We start from the raw sequence: 15,761 nt of genomic DNA, 5'->3' as shown, positions 1-15,761 counted from the left end.
GTTGTGTGTTGTCAGTGGTCGAGGGTGAGGTAGGCCGCCTGATAGGGCGGCAGGGTCAGGGTGTTGCCGTCGAGCGCCGCCGCGAAACCGTGCCCCTGGAGCGAGGTACTGGCCTGTGGCAGCGTCGTGCTCAATGTCTTGTCGCCCAGGTTGAAGACACATAGCAGGCGCTCCTGGCCGCGTTCGCGGACGAAGCCGAGCAGCTCTTCACCGACGTCGACCAGGCTGAGGTCACCGTCGATCAGCGCGGGATGCGAGGCGCGAAAGGCCAGCAGCGTGCGGGTCGCGGTGAGCACCGAGGCGCTGTCGTCCTGCTGAGCCTCGACCGCCAGCGGCAGGTGGCGTTCCTCCACCGGCAGCCAGGGTTCCACGCTGGAGAACCCGCCCTGCGGAGCCTGGCGCCAGGGCATCGGTGTGCGACAGCCATCGCGGCCCTTGAACTCCGGCCACAGCACCTTGCCGTAGGGATCCTGGATGCGCTCGAAGGGCACCTCGGCCTCGGGCAAGCCGAGCTCCTCACCCTGATAGAGGCAGACGCTACCGCGCAGCGAGAAGAGAAGGGCCAGGCTCACCTTGGGGTAGGCCACGGGATCTTCGTCCTGGCCCCAGCGGGTGGCACTGCGCACTACGTCGTGATTTGACAGTGCCCAGCAGGGCCAGGCGTCGCCGGCCAGGCGCTGGAAGCGTTCGATCACCTCGCGGAGATAGGCCGGCGAGTGGGGCGCGTTGAGCAGGTCGAAGGTGTAGGCCATGTGCAGCTTGTCGCCGCCGGCGGTGTATTCGGCCATTCGTTCGAGGGGGTTGTCATCGCCGATCTCGCCCACCGTGGTGGTGCCTGGGAATTCGTTCATCAAGGCACGCAGGTCCTTGAGGAAATCCAGGTTCTCCGGGCGACTGATGTCGTGGACATGCCGCTGCCAGGTATAGGGATTGGCCTCCGGGGCGCCCAGGGTCTTGGCCTCGCCCTTGGGTACCGGTGGGTTGTCGGTGAGGTCGGGATCATGGAAGTAGAAGTTGACGGTATCCAGGCGGAAGCCATCGACCCCCAGTTCCAGCCAGAAGCGCATATTGTCCAGTTGAGCTTTCCTGACTTCTGTGTTATGGAAGTTCAGATCCGGCTGGCTGGTCAGGAAGTTGTGCAGGTAGTACTGGCGGCGCCGGGAATCGAAGGTCCAGGCCGGGCCGCCAAAGATCGACAGCCAGTTGTTGGGCGGCGTGCCGTCGGGCTTGGGGTCGGCCCAGACGTACCAGTCGGCCTTGGCATTGATGCGATCGGCGCGGCTCTCCCGAAACCAGGGGTGCTGGTCCGAGGAGTGGCTGATCACCTGATCGATCATCACCTTCAGCCCCAGCGCGTGAGCCTTGGCCAGCAGTGCCTTGAAGTCGTCAAGGCTGCCGAACATCGGGTCGACGCCGCGGTAGTCGCTGATGTCGTAGCCGAAGTCGAGCATCGGCGAGGTGAAGAAGGGCGACAGCCAGATACCGTCCACGTTCAGGCTGGCGACATAGTCCAGCTTCTCGGTGATGCCGGCGAGATCGCCGATGCCATCGCCGTTGGCGTCCAGGAAGCTGCGTGGATAGATCTGGTAGATGACGCCGCCGCGCCACCAGCTCAGGTTGTCTTGCATCTTGGGTTCCATGTGTTGGTTCATCCTTTGACGGCGCCGGCGGTAAGCCCGGAAACAATTCGCTTCTGGAAGATCATCACCAGGATCACCAGGGGCACCGTGACGGTCACCGAGGCGGCCATGATCGGGCCCCAAGGCAGCTCGTGCTGGCTGCCGCCGGAGATCAGGGCAATCGCCACCGGCACGGTGCGCTGGTCGTCGGTGAGGGTGAAGGTCAGGGCAAAGAGGAATTCATTCCAGGCGGCTATGAAGGCCAGCAGGCCGGTGGTCGCCATGGCCGGCCACATCAGCGGGAGGAATACCTTTGTGATGGTCACCCAGGGGGTGGCGCCATCCATGATCGCCGCTTCTTCCAGCTCCATGGGCAGCTGCTTCATGAAGGTGGTCAGCACCCAGACGGTGAAGGGCAGGGTGAAGATGGTGTAGCTGAGGATCAGGCCGGCCGGGTTGTTGTAGAGGCCGAGCCCGCGGATCACCTCGAACAGCCCGGAGAGTACCGCCACCTGGGGGAACATCGAGACCCCAAGGATCGTCAGCATCACTGTGGCACGACCCCGGAAGCGGACCCGGCCCAGGGCATAGGAGGCGGTGATGCCGAGCAGCAGGGCGATGGTCACTAGGCTGACCGAGACCAGGATAGAGTTGAAGATGGCGCGTACGAAGCTGCCCTGACTGAAGATCGTTATGTAGTTGGTAAAATCTAGCGAATCCAGCCAATAGCTCACGGTGAACAGCTCGCTGGAGGGTTTCAGTGAGGTGATTACCGCGTAGTAGAAGGGAAAGATGGCGTAGATCATCACCACGGCAATCAAGGCATAGAACCCGACCCGCTTGGCGAGCTTGGTCAGCTGATACTGGTTCATTGGTCCACTCCCAATTGACGGCGGCCGAGATAGAGGTAGATCACCACGGCCAGGGCGATGATCAGGAACAGCATCGTCGAGGCGGCACTGCCGTAACCGACATCCTGGAACTCGACCAGCTGCTGGCGGGCGTAGATCGACATGGTCATGGTGCTGGTGGAATTGGAGGTCAGCACATAGATCACGTCGAATACCCGCAGGGCGTCGAGCAGACGGAAGATCACCGCCACCATCAGCGCCGGGGTGATCAGCGGCAGGGTAACCCTGAAGAACACTCGCACAGGATGGATGCCGTCGACCTCGGCGGCCTCGTAGCAGTCCTTGGGCAACATCTGCAGGGCGGCCAGCACCAGTAGGGCGACGAAGGGAATGGTCTTCCACACATCGACCATGATCACCGCCCACATCGACAGCGAGGCATCGGCGGTCCAGGCGAGTGGCGCATCGATCAGCCCCAGGCCCATGAGCATGTGGTTGATGATCCCGAACTGGTCATTGAGCATCCAGGCCCACATCTTGGCCGACACGATGGTGGGGATCGCCCAGGGGATCAGCACTGCGGCGCGCACCAGCATGCGGCCCTTGAACTCGGCATTGAGCAACAGGGCGACGATGACGCCGAATACCACCTCCAGCGACACCGAAACGACGCTGAAGTAGAGAGTGTTCCACACCGAGTTCCACCACACCGGGTCGGTGAGCAGGCCGTACCAGGCGCCATCGTCATAGACCAGGTAGTTTTCGATGCCGATGAAGGCGGCACCGGCGGTGTCCGACAGCGAGGCATCGGTGAAGCTGAAGTAGAAGGTGCGTAGCAGTGGCCAGCCGGCGACCAGCGCCAGCGCCACCAGCATGGGCGCCAGGAACAACCAGGCGGCGCGAACCCGCTGGCGACGCACCTTGGTGCCGCGGTAGCCGGCCTTGGCGAGGCGCCCCTTGGCGGGAGCGCTATCGGTTGATTGAGTCGTCATGATGACCTCCGATTACCAGCGGCGGCGCTTGATGCGCGAGAGTTCACTGTCCACTTGTGAGACGGCTTCGGCACCGCTCTGGTCTCCGGAGAGCACCTGGTGCACGGCGTTGAAGAAGCTGTTGCTGACGCGGCCGTAGTTGTCGCCGGTGGGCGCCGAGGGGCGTGCCACGGCATTGGTGAAGGTCTCGTAGAGGGTGCCGAAGAAAGGCACCGCCGTGAGCACTTCCTCGTCCTCGTAGAGGGAGGCCAGGGTGGGGTTATAGGCGCCCTCGATGGCGCGGCGCTTCTGCTCCGCCTCGCCGGTCAGGAAGGCCACCAGGTCGGCGGCAACCTCGGGGTTCTCGGTGTAGCGGGACACGGCCAGGTTCCATCCGCCGAGCGTGGCGGCACTCTCCTCGCCCTCGGCGCTAGGCAGCTTGACCACACCAACCTTGTCGCGCACGTCGCTGTCCTCGCTCTGGGCCAGTGACCAGGCATAGGGCCAGTTTCGCATGAACACCGCATTGCCACTCTGGAAGAGCCCGCGGGCTTCCTCTTCGGTGTAGTTGAGGGCGCCTTTCGGGGAGATGTTGCCGATCCAGCTGGCAGCCAGGTCCAACGCTTCGGCAGCACGCTGGTTATCGATGGTGATCTCGCCGTCGGCGTCAACGATGGTGCCGCCACCGTAGCTGGCGATCCACTCCAGGGCGTTGCAGGTCAGGCCCTCGTAGGCACGGCCCTGAAAGACATAGCCCCACATCCTGTCGTTGCCGGCCTCGCGCTCGACGGCCTGGATCTCAGTGGCGATCTCGGTGAGCTCTTCCCAGGTCTCGGGGGCTTCGAAGCCATGCTTCTCGAGCAGGTCCTTGCGGTAGTAGAGCACCCCGGCATCGGTGAACCAGGGCATCGCCACCAGGCGATCGTCGATGGTGTTGTTGGCGACGATGGTCTCGAAGTGGCCGGCGGCGGCGTCCTCACCCAGGACGTCCTCAAGATCGAGCAGATGGTTGGCAAGTAAGCCCGGCCAGACCACATCGATCTGCATCACGTCGATATCGCTGGATTGAGCCGAGAGGATCTGCTGGTAGAGCGACAGGCGCTCGGTGGAGGAGTTAGGAGTGGAGACGATGTCTACCTCGTGGCCGGTCTGCTCTTCCCACTGCTTGATGCCCTGCTCGCATAGCGCGAGCTCGGCGCCGACGGCGCCACAGGAGATGGTCAATTCCGCGGCCTGGGCCTGGCTGCTGCCGGCGGCAGCGCCGGCCAGGGCGATGGCAGAGATTAGCGTTTTCTTGTACATGCTGGCTTCCTCGTCACTTGTTGTTGTCGCTGTGGTAGGGGAAAGACCGGTTGCGATGCGTTGTCCGCGGGTCTCGTAACCGTTCGTGCCCCATGTCTTAAACGATTAAGATCGTAGTCCGCCCAGTTAGCCGTTGCTCAGCCTGGATTTCAACCACGACTTTGGTCGCAGTCTTGCCGGCCGTCAGGCGACTTCGTGGCCGCGGGCCGCCTCCAGCAGGGCATACCAGTCCTGACGCGGCAGGGACACCCGTGCCTCGTCCTGCAGGGCCGTGATCCGCGCCGGGTTGAGGGTGCCGATCACCGGCACCGGCGAGCCCGGCAGGCGACGCAGCCAGGCCAGGGCGAGGCCGGCGGGGCTGACGCCATGGTAGGTGGCCAGGCGCTTCAGGGCCTGTCCGGCGGCGCCCTCGAACAGCGCGCCGCCATCCAGGGGCGACCAGGCCATGGGCGAGAGATCGTCCCGGCGCAGGGCATCGAACTCTCCGTTGAACAGGGGGGCCGAGTGGGTGAGCGAGAGCTGTAGCTGGTGGTGTGTCAATGGTTGAGACAGTGCGGCCTTGAGGCGTCGCCACTGCTCGGGCAGGAAGTTGGAGACCCCCAGCGCGGCGACCTTGCCGGCTCGGACGGCATCATCCAGCCCCCGGGCGGTGGCCTCGGCCTCCATCAGCGGGTCGGGACGGTGGATCAGGAAGAGGTCCAGCCGCTCGACCCCGAGTCGCGCCAGGGCCCGGTCGATGGCGCCGGCAAGCCACTCTGGTGAGCTGTTGTAGTGCTTGGTCTCGCCGTGGGTCATCAGGATGCCGGCCTTGGTCACCACCTTCACCCGGGCGGCGAGACTCGGTCGATGGCGTAAGGCTTCGCCGAACAGGTGCTCGTTGCGGCCGTCACCGCCGTAGATGTCGGCGTGGTCGAACCAGTCAAGCCCCTGGTCGAGACGGGCCTCGATCCAGTCGGCCAGCCGCTCGGGTGTCTGGAGTTCATCGGCCTCATGCAGGCGCATCATGCCCAGCATCAAGGAGAGGGGAGGCTGTCCGGGCGTCATCGTGTTTCCTCGTCGTGGTGTCGGGGGCAGGGTATGCCATGGCAGGAGGCGTTTTGTAGTTTTATTACCGAGAATCTCTTTCGTTCCCGGTCATTTCTTAGACATTGGTAGTAATATTAACAAATAGGTTTGTGGTCAATGTCTGAATCGATTAAGTTCCTCGGGTGTCTTTCGTCGGGGTGCGACTCCCCGGCACCGGGGCCATCCCCTTTTCTGTGATCACCACCAGCCGCGACAACAACAAAGGACGAGAACGACCATGCACACTGCCACGTTCAAGAAGCCGCTCGCCATTGCCATCGCTTCCGCTAGCCTGGGGCTCGCCGGGATAGCGGGTGCCGACAATCACTCCCTCGAGGAGCGTCTCGCCGAGCTGGAGGCGCGCATCGCCGCCGCCGAGCAGCGGGCCGATGCCGCCGAACAGCGCGCGGACCTGGCCGAGCAACAGGCCGAGGGTCGCCTGTTACCGGACGAGGTCGAGGAGCGCCTGGCCAGGGTCGAGCGCCAGGCGAGCGGAGAGGAAGGCTTCTCCTTCAACGTCTATGCGCGCTCCGGCCTGCTGATCGGTGAGGATGGCAAGAGCGCCGAGGGCGGCCCCTACGTGACACCGGCCGGTTCTCTGGGCGGAGCCGTGGGGCGCCTGGGCAACGAGCCGGACACCTACGCCGAGGCGATCTTCAACTACAAGATGCGCTTCGATAACGGCGCCAAGGCCCACTACCGCACGATGATCGCTGACGGCACGACCACCAGCAACGACTGGACCGCCGCCGAGTCCAACCTCAACGTGCGCCAGGTCTATGCCGAATTCAGCGATCTGCCGAGCTTCACCGGCGCCTTCGAGAATGCCTCCATCTGGGCGGGCAAGCGCTTCGACCGTGACAACTTCGATATCCACTGGATGGATACCGATTTCATCTTCCTCTCCGGCACCGGGGCGGGGATCTACGACATGCAATTGGCCGACAGCTGGACGTCCAACTTCTCCCTCTACGGCCGCAGCTTCAGCGACTTCCCCGTGACACGCGAGTCGCCAGGGGATGACAGCGGCGATACAGATAACCTGATCCTGACCTCCAACAATTATTTCGGTAACTGGCAGTGGATGGTCAACGGCATGTCCGCCGCCGACAATGACGAGCGCGATATCGGTGAAGGTCAGGAAGCCGCCGAATCCGGTTTCCACACCATGGTGGCGTACCACGGCGACAGCTTCTTCGGCCTGGGGGAGGGTAATTACAAGGCCGCCGTACTGCACGGTCAGGGCCTGGGCGCCGAGACCAAGGGCATCGGCGCTCGCGGCGATCTGACCGAGGATGCCACCGCGACTCGCGTTGGCCTCTACGGCACCACCTATGTGGCCCCCAGGTGGCGTGTGGCCCCGGCGATCCTGGCGGAGACCAGCGAAGACCGCTACGTCGACGGCGACCAGTACGACTGGGCGACTCTCAACGTGCGCCTGGCCAACGAGCTGACCCAGAACTTCGAGATGCAGTACGAGGCCAGTTACCAATGGATGGACCTCGACCCCCAAGGCTTTGACGGTCGCACCGCGGTCGAAGGGGACTATACCAAATTCACCGTCGCCCCGACCTTCAAGCCCCAGGTGGGCGGCTTCTGGCAGCGTCCGGAGATCCGCCTGTTCGCCTCCTGGAGCGACTGGGACGAGGAGTTGAATGACTACAGCGCCGGTGACGCCTTCGGCAGCGATGAGTTCACCGGCAGCCAGTGGACCTTCGGCGTGCAGACCGAAGTCTGGTTCTGACGTCAAGGCCCGGCACCTGCCGGGGCTTGTCTGCCTGTTGTTTCGATGCTTGCCCGTGGCGTGATGCTGCGGGCTTTTTGCATTGGCTGGAAACGTCAACGGCGACTCCAGGAGCGTCGCCGTTAGCGCATGGTATCTCTTGTCGTTACGCCGGCCCGCTCGGTGAAAGGCATGGTAAGGACCAGTGATAGCAGTTTGCTAGCCATACTGCAGTGGAAGACGACGCGCTTGAGCCGGTCTGGTCGGTCGGGTTGAGAAGGGGCTCACTCCTCCGGCTGGTACTTGTAGCCGACGCCATAGACTGAGCGGATCACCTCGCGCTCGGGCCAGGTATCGGCGATCTTGCGGCGCAGCTTCTTGACGTGGCTGTCCACGGTCCGCTCCGAGACGATGCGATGGTCGCGATACATGTGGTCCATCAGCTGCTCGCGGGTAAAGATTCGCCCGGGTGAGTGCATCATCACCTTCAGCAGCTGGAACTCCACGGCGGTGAGGCCCAGGTCGTGGCCGTCGGCCAGGGCCTGCCAACCCTCTTCGTCGAGGACCAGGTCGCTGCCAGTGGCGGCGGGCGAGGTGGCCGCCCGGCTGCGGCGCAGCACGGCCTTGGCTCGTGCCACCACCTCACGGGGGCTGAAGGGCTTGCAGATGTAGTCGTCGGCGCCCAGCTCCAGGCCCAGCAAGCGGTCGACTTCCTCGACCCGGGCGGTGAGCATGATGATCGCCATCTCTGGCCATCTCTGGCGGATCTCACGGCACAGGGTCAGGCCGTCGGTGCCCGGCAGCATCAGATCGAGCAGCACCAGCTCCGGGCGCTCCCGGCAATCCTCGAGCCAGGGCATCACGGCATCACCGTGGTCCAGGTGGTGGCTGGTGAAGCCGCTGCCCTGTAGGTAGTCAGCGACCAGGCGGGCGATCTTGGGCTCATCCTCGACGATCAGGATCCGGTCCTGATCGGTGTCCGGTGTGCTCATGCGGCGTGCTCCCTGAATTGGTGGTCCTCGATGGCGGGAAAGGTCAGGGTCCAGCATAACCCGCCTAGCGGCGAGGGAGAGGCCTCCATGCGCGCGCCGTGGGCGCGCGCCAGGGCGATGGCAATCGACAACCCCAGGCCGCTGCCGCCACTGGTGCGGTTGCGCGATCCCTCGACCCGGTAGAGCCGCTCGGTGAGTCTCGGCAGCTCGGCTTCGGGCACGCCTGGGGCGCTGTCTTCCCAGTTCACCTTCACTTGCCCCTGGTGGACAACGAGCCTTACGTGCAGCCGTCCCGGGGCAGATGTATAAGCGCAGGTGTTGTCGATCATGTTGTTCCAAAGCTGGCGCAGCCGTTGGGTGTCGCCGCGGATCCAGGCCGGGCCCTCGATCTCTCGCTCCAGGCGAATGCCGCTGTCAGCGAGCCATCCACTGGCCTCATCGAGGCGCGAGGTGAGGCTCTCTGCCAGGTTCAGGGGAGCCAGTTGAACCTCCAGGGCGCCGGCGTCGCTCTGCGAGAGCAGGCGCAGGTCGGCCACCAGGCGCTCCAGCTGGCCGACCTCCTGGGCCAGCGAGTGCAGATTGTCCTGATCCAGTGCACGGATGCCGTCCTGCATGGCCTCGATCTCGCCTCGCAGCACCGCCAGCGGCGTACGCAGTTCGTGAGCGATATCGGAGACCCAGCGGTTGCGCGCCTCGCGACTGGCCTCCAGGGTGGCGGCCAGCACGTTGAAGTCGTGGGCGAGGCTCGATAGCTCATCGCGGCCGCGCTCCTCCAGGCGGGTGCTGTAGTCGCCCTCGGTGAGGCGCCGAGTGGCCTGCGCCATGCCGCGGGTGCGTCGTCCCAGCCACCAGGAAAGGCCCCCTGCCAGCAGCAGCGAGGCCAGGCCCAGGGAGGCGACGATGATGCTCAGGTTACGCTGCTGGCGGGACAGGAAGATGCGGTCCATGCGCGCCATCAGCTGCTGAGGCGGGCGGTAACCAAGCATCCCGACCTCGCGGCCGCCACTCTCGATGGGTAGCCAGCGCAGGGTGGCCGCCTGCTCGTCGTCGTCAGGCGGCAGGCCTATCACCGGCAGGCCGGAGGCGTCATGAAGTACGAAGTCCTTGGGGTCACCCAGGCGGCGCTCGATGCCCTCCGGCGGTGGCGTGTCGCCGGGCCACAGCTGGCGGCGCACCAGGCGGTGCCAGGCGCGGGGTGACTGGCGCAGCCACTGCCAGTCGCCGCGGTTGGCCCACTCTTCGCCGAGCCCCTCGGCCAGCGTCTCGGCACGGCGGGTCTGGGTCTGGTCCAGGTACTCGATGAATCCCTGGTCGAGGCTGCGTGAGACCGCCAGGAATACCAGCCCGGAGATGGCCACGTTGACCACCAGGATGATCGCGAACAGCTTGATACCGAGCCGCGATACGGCCGGGTGGGGAGGGCTGGGTGAGCGCATGGACGTGCTCCGGGAGCGTGGGGCGGCGAGGATGTGATGTATTCTCGCCGTTCGGCGTGCAGCCATCGGTCAGTTTCTGTGCAGGCAATGTGAAGCTTGAGATCAGCCTCACCCATGCCGTCACCGCCGGCAAGAGCGTCGACGGTCACGGCAGGATTCTGTCACAGCGAGAGCAGGAAGAGGATCAGCGGAGGTGACATCAGCGAGAGGATAAAGCCGCTGACCACGGCCACCGGCACGCAGGATACGCCCCCGTGCTGCTGGATCACCGGCAGGGTGAAGTCCATGGAAGTGGCACCCCCGTAGCCGATCGCCAGGGCTGCATGGTTGCGGATCACCAGCGGGATCAACACGAAGGCGAGCAGTTCCCGGGCCAGGTCGTTGAAGAAGGCCACCCCACCCATCAGCGGGCCTAACTGGTCACCGACCAGAATGCCGGAAAGCGAGTACCAGCCGAAGCCGGCGGCCAACGCCAGCCCCTCGTTCCATGCGAGGTCCAGCAGCGGTGCCGCGAGCAGGCCGCCGACCAATGAACTGGTGGCCAGCGTCAGGGCGATGGCCAGGCCGAAGCGGTTGAGGACGATCTGGCGCAGCGACATGCCGGAATTGCGCAGCTGGCAGCCGATCAATGCCAGCAGGGCATAGAGCACCCATTCGGCCAGGGTCTCGGCCGTGGCGAACAGGCCGCTACCGGTGAGCCACTCCAGCAGCAGCCCGATCACCACGCCGGCCACGACCGTTGCCACCAGAGCGAGCGAGCCGGCCATGGCGGCCCATTTGCTGGTGGGTGCCCCTGCCACTACCGTCGTGGGGGCGGCGGTCAGGCCCAACCGACGTGACAGCCACCAGAGGGCCGCCAGGTTGCAGGCCGAGATCACCACGAACAGCAGCATGGCCTGACCGCCCAGCCGCGAGAGCTGGTCTGCCAGATTGTCCAGGCCCGCCAGGCTCACGCCCATCAGCAGCAGGATCACATAGATCGAGGCGTTCACGCCGCGGTTGATCAGGGCCATCAGCCGGGTATCCCGCACCGGCACCAGATAACCGAGTACCAGCGGCAACAGCACGATCACCAGACCGCTCAGCATCGAGACTCCCTTCCCGTTCAGGGGCCGCCGGCGGCGACCGAAAGCCGCCCACTCTAGTCAATTTCTCTTCTGTGAGGAAGCGAGCTCGGCGCTGGAGAGGGTCAGGTCGGTCAGGGCCAGTTGGCTTTTCCGCTTGCCGTCGCGGTGGTATTCCATGGCCAGCAGCAGGCCCGGCACCTCGGGATGAAAGCTGAACACCATGCGCTTTTCAGGAGAGTCCGGTTCGGTGACTTCCACCCGGATCGCTTCGAAGCGCCCGGCGGGCAATTCGAGCATCCGGCGGTCCAGCCGGCTGTAGTCGACCCGTTCTTCGCGACCGCGGTGGTCGAGGTAGCGCAGCCGGCAGGGCGTATCGCAGTCGTCGACGACGGCTCGCCGGGAGAGCTCGAACAGAGCGGCCTGGCGGTCGGGCAGCTGGGCCAGGGCCTCTTGGCCCAGTTCATAGTCCTTGCCGATGCCCATCAGGCTGTAGCCGCTGGCGTAGTACAGCGAGCGGGTCCCCTCGCCGATGATGAACAGGCTGCGTTCGTGTCCTCGGGCCACCGCGATGGCGGCACGCATGCTGCTTTGCCAGTTCAGCCCGTCACGGCTCAGGCGATGCTCGACGGTGGTGCTCGGCCAGCCGGCGACCTCGAGCCGGTAGCGGGCATCGAAGGGGCGCGGCTCAGCAGCATGGACGCTGCCGAAGGACAGCATCAGGAGCAGCATGAGGGCGGCGCAACGGTGCAGCGTTAAAGGCATGCGAAGACTCCATGGCCGACAAAGGGGCAGGAGTGAGAGTCCCCGCTGGTTCAGGGGTTCCCGCCAGCAAGCGCCTAATGCATTTCCCCGACGGGCTACCAAAACCTCGTGCCTCGAGGCGCGTGTGCTGGTGATGGTCCGCCACTTCCTCGATCATGACAAGCCGGTGGCGGCCATCTGCCATGCTCGACTGAAGCGTACGGGCCCGGTTTGACGAAACTAGACGACTGGTCTATTCTATTTGCCATGAAGACGCACGCCACCCGCGATAAGCTCATCGAGATCGGCGCCGACCTGATTGCCGAGCAGGGATTCAATGCCACCGGCATCAATGCGGTGCTTAGCCGGGCCGGGGTCCCGAAGGGATCCTTCTACCACTATTTCTCGAGCAAGGATGATTTCGGCCTGGCCGTCATAGACGCTTTTGCGGAGCAGTATGACGTTCGGCTGGCGGCGATCTTCGAAGCTACCGATGCCTCCCCGCTGATGCGACTGCGCCGCTATTTCGCCGCCGGCAAGTCAGACATGCTTTCCTGCGATCATGCCCGCGGTTGTCTGATCGGCAACCTGGGCCAAGAGCTTTCGGCGCGCAGCGAGGCCTTCCGGGCTCGCCTGGATCAGGTATTCCGTGCCTGGGAGCACCGGTTGGTGGCATGCCTCGAGGAGGCTCGTTCCGTCGGCGAGGTGCCGGACGATATCGATTCCGAGGCGCTGGCAAGCTTCATCATGGCCGGCTGGGAAGGCGCTATCCTGCGCGCCAAGACGGTCAAGTCCCTGGCCCCCATGGAATGTTTCGAGTCGATTCTCTTTCGCCAGGTGCTGAACAGTGAGCTTCCCGTGACGAGTTGATTCTCAGCCCCGCGTCGCTTAATGCGTGTGCGCTTTGAATATAGTAGACCGGTCTAAAGAATTGCGAGATAGGGAGATCGTCTTCCCTAACCTCATGGTCGTCGCTGCGAAACGACAGACAATCCGAGACCGGCTGAATAGCCGGCCTGAATCCTTAGAGCCCGCGGTCGTGTCGACCGCAGGTCTTACAAGCTGATGCAATCCAGAGGAGAAGAGTCCATGTCCGAGATCAACGGCAAGGTCGTCATCATTACCGGAGCCAGTAGCGGCCTCGGCGAAGCCACCGCCCACCGCCTGGCCAGGGGCGGCGCCAAGCTAGTGCTCGGTGCCCGCCGCGAGGAGCGTCTCGAGGCGCTGCGCGATGCCATCGTCGAGCAGAGCGGCGAGGCCATCTACCGTGTCACCGACGTCACCGATCGCGACCAGGTCGAGGCCCTGGCCTCCGCCGCCAGGGAGGCCTATGGCCGCATCGACGTGCTGGTCAACAACGCCGGCCTGATGCCGCTGTCGCCGCTCGACCAGCTCAAGGTCGACGAGTGGGAGCAGATGGTCGACGTCAACATCAAGGGCGTGCTCTACGGCATCGCCGCGGTGCTGCCGACCATGCGCGAGCAGCATGCGGGCCATATCATCAACCTCTCCTCGGTGGCCGGCCATGTGGTCTTCCCGGCCTCGGCCGTCTATTCCGCCACCAAGTATGCGGTCAAGGCGCTCTCCGAGGGCATCCGCCAGGAGGGCGGCGAGGAGATCCGTTCCACCAACATCTCCCCGGGGGCGGTGGCCACCGAGCTGACCACCACCATCAGCGACCCCGATACCGCCAAGGGCGTGGATGAGCTCTACGAGATGGCCATCGATGCCGATGCCATTGCCCGGGCGATCGCCTATGCCATCGAACAGCCGGCGGATGTCGACGTCAACGAGCTGATCATCCGTCCCACCAAGCAGCCGCTCTAAGCAAGCGGACACTTTCATCCAACGGGTGAGACACGTGCCTTTTGGATGACACGAGGCAAGCCGGGCCAGGTCGAGAGCGACCTGGCCCGGCTGCGTTGGTGATCCGGGTATCGGGAGATGGCGTATGCCTAGTTGATCAGGTGCTGGAAGGCGAACATCGCCATGAAGGCGAGCGTGATCGCGGTTCCGATCGCGGGCAGTGATACTTCCAGGGCCATTTTCTGAGGCTACTCCGGCGTCAGGTCTTCGACTGTAGACGCTCGAGCTCTGGGCTCAATTCGATCGGGTAGTCGCTCTCGCCCTCCGCTAGTCGTCTGACGTCCTCGGGGAAGCGGTCGAGAGCATCCGTGACCCGCTCGCGGGCGTCATCGGCCCGCGCCATTTCGTCATCGTCCAAGCGGCCCGCGCGTACCAGCGGGCGCAGCAGGGGCTCGCCGGCTTCGATCTCCTCGTCACGCAGGGCGATGATGTCGCCGACGTAGCGGCCGCGCTCGTCCTGGCGACGATACAGCTGCTTGCGACAAGGCAGATTGATCTTGCCCGGCGAGTGCTTGACCCGCGGGGTGCCGGCATACTCCACCAGCTTATAGGAGAGGTCGATCACCGGCGCATCGGCGGCGACGCCCATCTGTGTGCCGACGCCGAAGGCATCGATGGGGGCGCCATCCTCGAGCAGCGTCGCGATCTTGTGCTCGTCGAGGCCGCTGCTGGCGACGATGGTGAGGTCATCGTGCCCCGCCTCGTCGAGCAGGGCGCGCGCGCCCTTCGCCAGTTCGCCCAGGTCGCCGGAATCGAGACGGATCGACTTGACGTCGACCTCGGGTTCCTCGCGCATGATTTCGATCACCTTGCGGACGCCTTCCAGGGTGTCATGGGTATCGACCAGCAGGGTGGTGCCGGGGTAGTGGCGGGCGAAGGCACGGAAGGCTTGGGTTTCGTCGTCATGGGCGAGAATATAGCTATGCGCCATGGTGCCGTTGATTGCCAGGTCGTGGCGCAGGCCGCCGAGCACGTTGCTGGTTCCTGCCAACCCTGCGGTGCGATATGCCCGGACTCCCCGCACCGCGGCGTCCACCCCGTGCATGCGACGCATCCCGAAATCCACCACCGGGCGGCCTTGGGCCGCCATCACGAGGCGTACCGCCTTGGAGGCGAGCACCGTTTCGAGCTGCACCAGGTTCATCACCAGGCTCTCGAGCAACTGGGCCTGGGCGATGGGCGCATCCACTTCCAGCAGCGGCTCGTTGGCAAACACCGGGGTGCCCTCGGGAAGTGTCCAGATGTCACCCTCGAAGCGCCAGTTGCCCAGCCAGTCGAGGAACTCCTGGTCGAACTTGCCCGTGTCGGCGAGGCGCGAAAGAGCCTCGTCACCGAAGCGCAGGCGGCTGAGCAGTTCTGCAGCATGCTGTTGTCCGCAGGCCAGCATGAAACGGCGGGTCGGTGGCATCTTGCGGAAGAATAGGCTGAAGGTGGCCCATTCGTGCATCTCCTCCTTCCAGTAAGCTTGGGTCATGGTCAGCTGGTAGAGGTCGGTGAGCAGGGCCATTTCGCCATCCTCGACCTGTAGGCGGATCGACTCCCTCATGAACGTACCTCTGCTCCGGCATCGGTGAATTCCTGCCGGCATTTCACGGCATCGGGGTCCACCGCTGCGGAAAGGCGCTCCAGGAATACGGTATCGAAGCCCTCCTTGCGGGCTGCCAGTATGGTGGCCTTGACACAGACATCCAGCGCCAGGCCACAGACGATCACCCGTTCGATGCCCTTCTCCTTCAGGTAACCGCCGAGCCCGGTGCCGTCAAAAGCGGAGTAGGCATCGGCATCGAAGGCAGTGGCCTTGCTGACGCGGATGGTGTCATCGCCCAGTGCGAGATCGGGATGGAAGGCCGCGCCGGGGGTGTCCTGCACGCAGTGAACCGGCCAGGGGCCACCACGATGTTCGAAGCTCACATGGTCGACGGTGTGCCAGTCCCGCGAGGCGATCACCATGGCCCCGGCCGCGTGGGCTGCCTCGATTTCGGCGTTGATCCCCGGTACCAGGCCACTACCGCCCTGGACCGCCAGGGCACCGCCTTCACAGAAGTCGTTCTGCATATCCACGACAAGCAGCGCGTCGCGGGGGCTGTAGTCCACGTTCATGGTCATCATGTGCCTCCCTGGAGGTCAT

14 protein-coding genes are annotated in these 15,761 nt (G+C 64.6%); 3 read left to right on the top strand and 11 right to left on the bottom strand.

Annotation, left to right across the window (positions count from 1 at the left end; translation table 11 throughout):
* Positions 1–11: 11 nt before the first annotated feature.
* The 5 genes from U5L98_RS00460 to U5L98_RS00440 form a co-directional block, all read right to left on the bottom strand.
* Entirely contained in the window at positions 12–1,628 is a 1,617-nt protein-coding gene (locus U5L98_RS00460) for an alpha-glucosidase (RefSeq protein WP_322556666.1), read from the bottom strand.
* A gap of 20 nt (positions 1,629–1,648) precedes the next feature.
* Complete coding sequence (locus U5L98_RS00455) at positions 1,649–2,491, bottom strand: carbohydrate ABC transporter permease (RefSeq protein ID WP_322556386.1); 843 nt, start codon at positions 2,489–2,491, stop codon at positions 1,649–1,651.
* Positions 2,488–3,462 carry a sugar ABC transporter permease gene (locus tag U5L98_RS00450; RefSeq protein ID WP_322556385.1) on the bottom strand — a complete coding sequence of 325 codons (975 nt, stop codon included), beginning with the start codon at positions 3,460–3,462 and terminating at the stop codon, positions 2,488–2,490. Before U5L98_RS00450 ends, U5L98_RS00455 begins: the two co-directional genes overlap by 4 nt.
* A 12-nt stretch (positions 3,463–3,474) precedes the next feature.
* The gene (locus tag U5L98_RS00445; RefSeq protein WP_322556384.1) at positions 3,475–4,743 is read right to left on the bottom strand and encodes an ABC transporter substrate-binding protein; all 1,269 of its coding nucleotides are present in this window, start codon (positions 4,741–4,743) and stop codon (positions 3,475–3,477) included.
* A gap of 183 nt (positions 4,744–4,926) precedes the next feature.
* On the bottom strand, positions 4,927–5,787 hold the full coding sequence (locus U5L98_RS00440; RefSeq protein WP_322556383.1) for an aldo/keto reductase: 861 nt from the start codon (positions 5,785–5,787) through the stop codon (positions 4,927–4,929).
* A gap of 259 nt (positions 5,788–6,046) precedes the next feature.
* Between U5L98_RS00440 and U5L98_RS00435 the strand changes: the two genes are divergently transcribed.
* The gene (locus U5L98_RS00435; protein ID WP_322556382.1) at positions 6,047–7,552 is read left to right on the top strand and encodes a carbohydrate porin; all 1,506 of its coding nucleotides are present in this window, start codon (positions 6,047–6,049) and stop codon (positions 7,550–7,552) included.
* Positions 7,553–7,815: 263 nt separating this feature from the next.
* On the opposite strand, the gene U5L98_RS00430 is transcribed toward U5L98_RS00435, so the two are convergent.
* The 4 genes from U5L98_RS00430 to U5L98_RS00415 form a co-directional block, all read right to left on the bottom strand.
* Positions 7,816–8,523: a response regulator gene (locus U5L98_RS00430; protein WP_322556381.1), complete on the bottom strand. Its 708-nt coding sequence runs from the start codon at positions 8,521–8,523 to the stop codon at positions 7,816–7,818.
* Positions 8,520–9,959, bottom strand: a complete 1,440-nt coding sequence (locus U5L98_RS00425) for an ATP-binding protein (RefSeq protein ID WP_322556380.1) — start codon at positions 9,957–9,959, stop codon at positions 8,520–8,522. The genes U5L98_RS00430 and U5L98_RS00425 overlap by 4 nt, the downstream gene beginning before the upstream one ends.
* A gap of 161 nt (positions 9,960–10,120) precedes the next feature.
* Complete coding sequence (locus U5L98_RS00420; protein ID WP_322556379.1) at positions 10,121–11,047, bottom strand: lysine exporter LysO family protein; 927 nt, start codon at positions 11,045–11,047, stop codon at positions 10,121–10,123.
* Positions 11,048–11,104: 57 nt separating this feature from the next.
* On the bottom strand, positions 11,105–11,788 hold the full coding sequence (locus tag U5L98_RS00415; RefSeq protein WP_322556378.1) for a hypothetical protein: 684 nt from the start codon (positions 11,786–11,788) through the stop codon (positions 11,105–11,107).
* Positions 11,789–12,034: 246 nt separating this feature from the next.
* Here U5L98_RS00415 and U5L98_RS00410 point away from each other — a divergent pair, with 246 nt between their 5' ends.
* Positions 12,035–12,637: a TetR/AcrR family transcriptional regulator gene (locus tag U5L98_RS00410; RefSeq protein WP_322556377.1), complete on the top strand. Its 603-nt coding sequence runs from the start codon at positions 12,035–12,037 to the stop codon at positions 12,635–12,637.
* 219 nt (positions 12,638–12,856) lie between these two features.
* Positions 12,857–13,594, top strand: coding sequence for an SDR family oxidoreductase (locus U5L98_RS00405; protein ID WP_322556376.1), 738 nt, complete (start codon positions 12,857–12,859; stop codon positions 13,592–13,594).
* Positions 13,595–13,832: 238 nt separating this feature from the next.
* Here U5L98_RS00405 and U5L98_RS00400 read toward each other — a convergent pair whose 3' ends face one another.
* Positions 13,833–15,179, bottom strand: coding sequence for a nicotinate phosphoribosyltransferase (locus tag U5L98_RS00400; protein ID WP_322556375.1), 1,347 nt, complete (start codon positions 15,177–15,179; stop codon positions 13,833–13,835).
* Positions 15,176–15,742 (bottom strand): isochorismatase family protein, encoded by a 567-nt coding sequence (locus tag U5L98_RS00395; RefSeq protein WP_322556374.1) that lies wholly within the window; start codon positions 15,740–15,742, stop codon positions 15,176–15,178. The genes U5L98_RS00400 and U5L98_RS00395 overlap by 4 nt, the downstream gene beginning before the upstream one ends.
* Between the last annotated feature and the right edge of the window lie 19 nt (positions 15,743–15,761).

Source organism: Halomonas sp. (assembly GCF_034520545.1).
GTDB lineage: Bacteria > Pseudomonadota > Gammaproteobacteria > Pseudomonadales > Halomonadaceae > Halomonas.
The sequence above is the reverse complement of the archived record's forward strand: the minus strand, read 5'-3'. Positions and strand labels throughout refer to the sequence as shown.

Excerpts from the sequence above, each read along its gene's own strand:
- U5L98_RS00460 (WP_322556666.1), bottom strand. The coding sequence starts at position 1,628 with ATGCAAGACAACCTGAGCTGGTGGCGCGGCGGCGTCATCTACCAGATC.
- U5L98_RS00455 (WP_322556386.1), bottom strand. The coding sequence starts at position 2,491 with ATGAACCAGTATCAGCTGACCAAGCTCGCCAAGCGGGTCGGGTTCTAT.
- U5L98_RS00450 (WP_322556385.1), bottom strand. The coding sequence starts at position 3,462 with ATGACGACTCAATCAACCGATAGCGCTCCCGCCAAGGGGCGCCTCGCC.
- U5L98_RS00445 (WP_322556384.1), bottom strand. The coding sequence starts at position 4,743 with ATGTACAAGAAAACGCTAATCTCTGCCATCGCCCTGGCCGGCGCTGCC.
- U5L98_RS00440 (WP_322556383.1), bottom strand. The coding sequence starts at position 5,787 with ATGACGCCCGGACAGCCTCCCCTCTCCTTGATGCTGGGCATGATGCGC.
- U5L98_RS00435 (WP_322556382.1), top strand. The coding sequence starts at position 6,047 with ATGCACACTGCCACGTTCAAGAAGCCGCTCGCCATTGCCATCGCTTCC.
- U5L98_RS00430 (WP_322556381.1), bottom strand. The coding sequence starts at position 8,523 with ATGAGCACACCGGACACCGATCAGGACCGGATCCTGATCGTCGAGGAT.
- U5L98_RS00425 (WP_322556380.1), bottom strand. The coding sequence starts at position 9,959 with ATGCGCTCACCCAGCCCTCCCCACCCGGCCGTATCGCGGCTCGGTATC.
- U5L98_RS00420 (WP_322556379.1), bottom strand. The coding sequence starts at position 11,047 with ATGCTGAGCGGTCTGGTGATCGTGCTGTTGCCGCTGGTACTCGGTTAT.
- U5L98_RS00415 (WP_322556378.1), bottom strand. The coding sequence starts at position 11,788 with ATGCCTTTAACGCTGCACCGTTGCGCCGCCCTCATGCTGCTCCTGATG.
- U5L98_RS00410 (WP_322556377.1), top strand. The coding sequence starts at position 12,035 with ATGAAGACGCACGCCACCCGCGATAAGCTCATCGAGATCGGCGCCGAC.
- U5L98_RS00405 (WP_322556376.1), top strand. The coding sequence starts at position 12,857 with ATGTCCGAGATCAACGGCAAGGTCGTCATCATTACCGGAGCCAGTAGC.
- U5L98_RS00400 (WP_322556375.1), bottom strand. The coding sequence starts at position 15,179 with ATGAGGGAGTCGATCCGCCTACAGGTCGAGGATGGCGAAATGGCCCTG.
- U5L98_RS00395 (WP_322556374.1), bottom strand. The coding sequence starts at position 15,742 with ATGATGACCATGAACGTGGACTACAGCCCCCGCGACGCGCTGCTTGTC.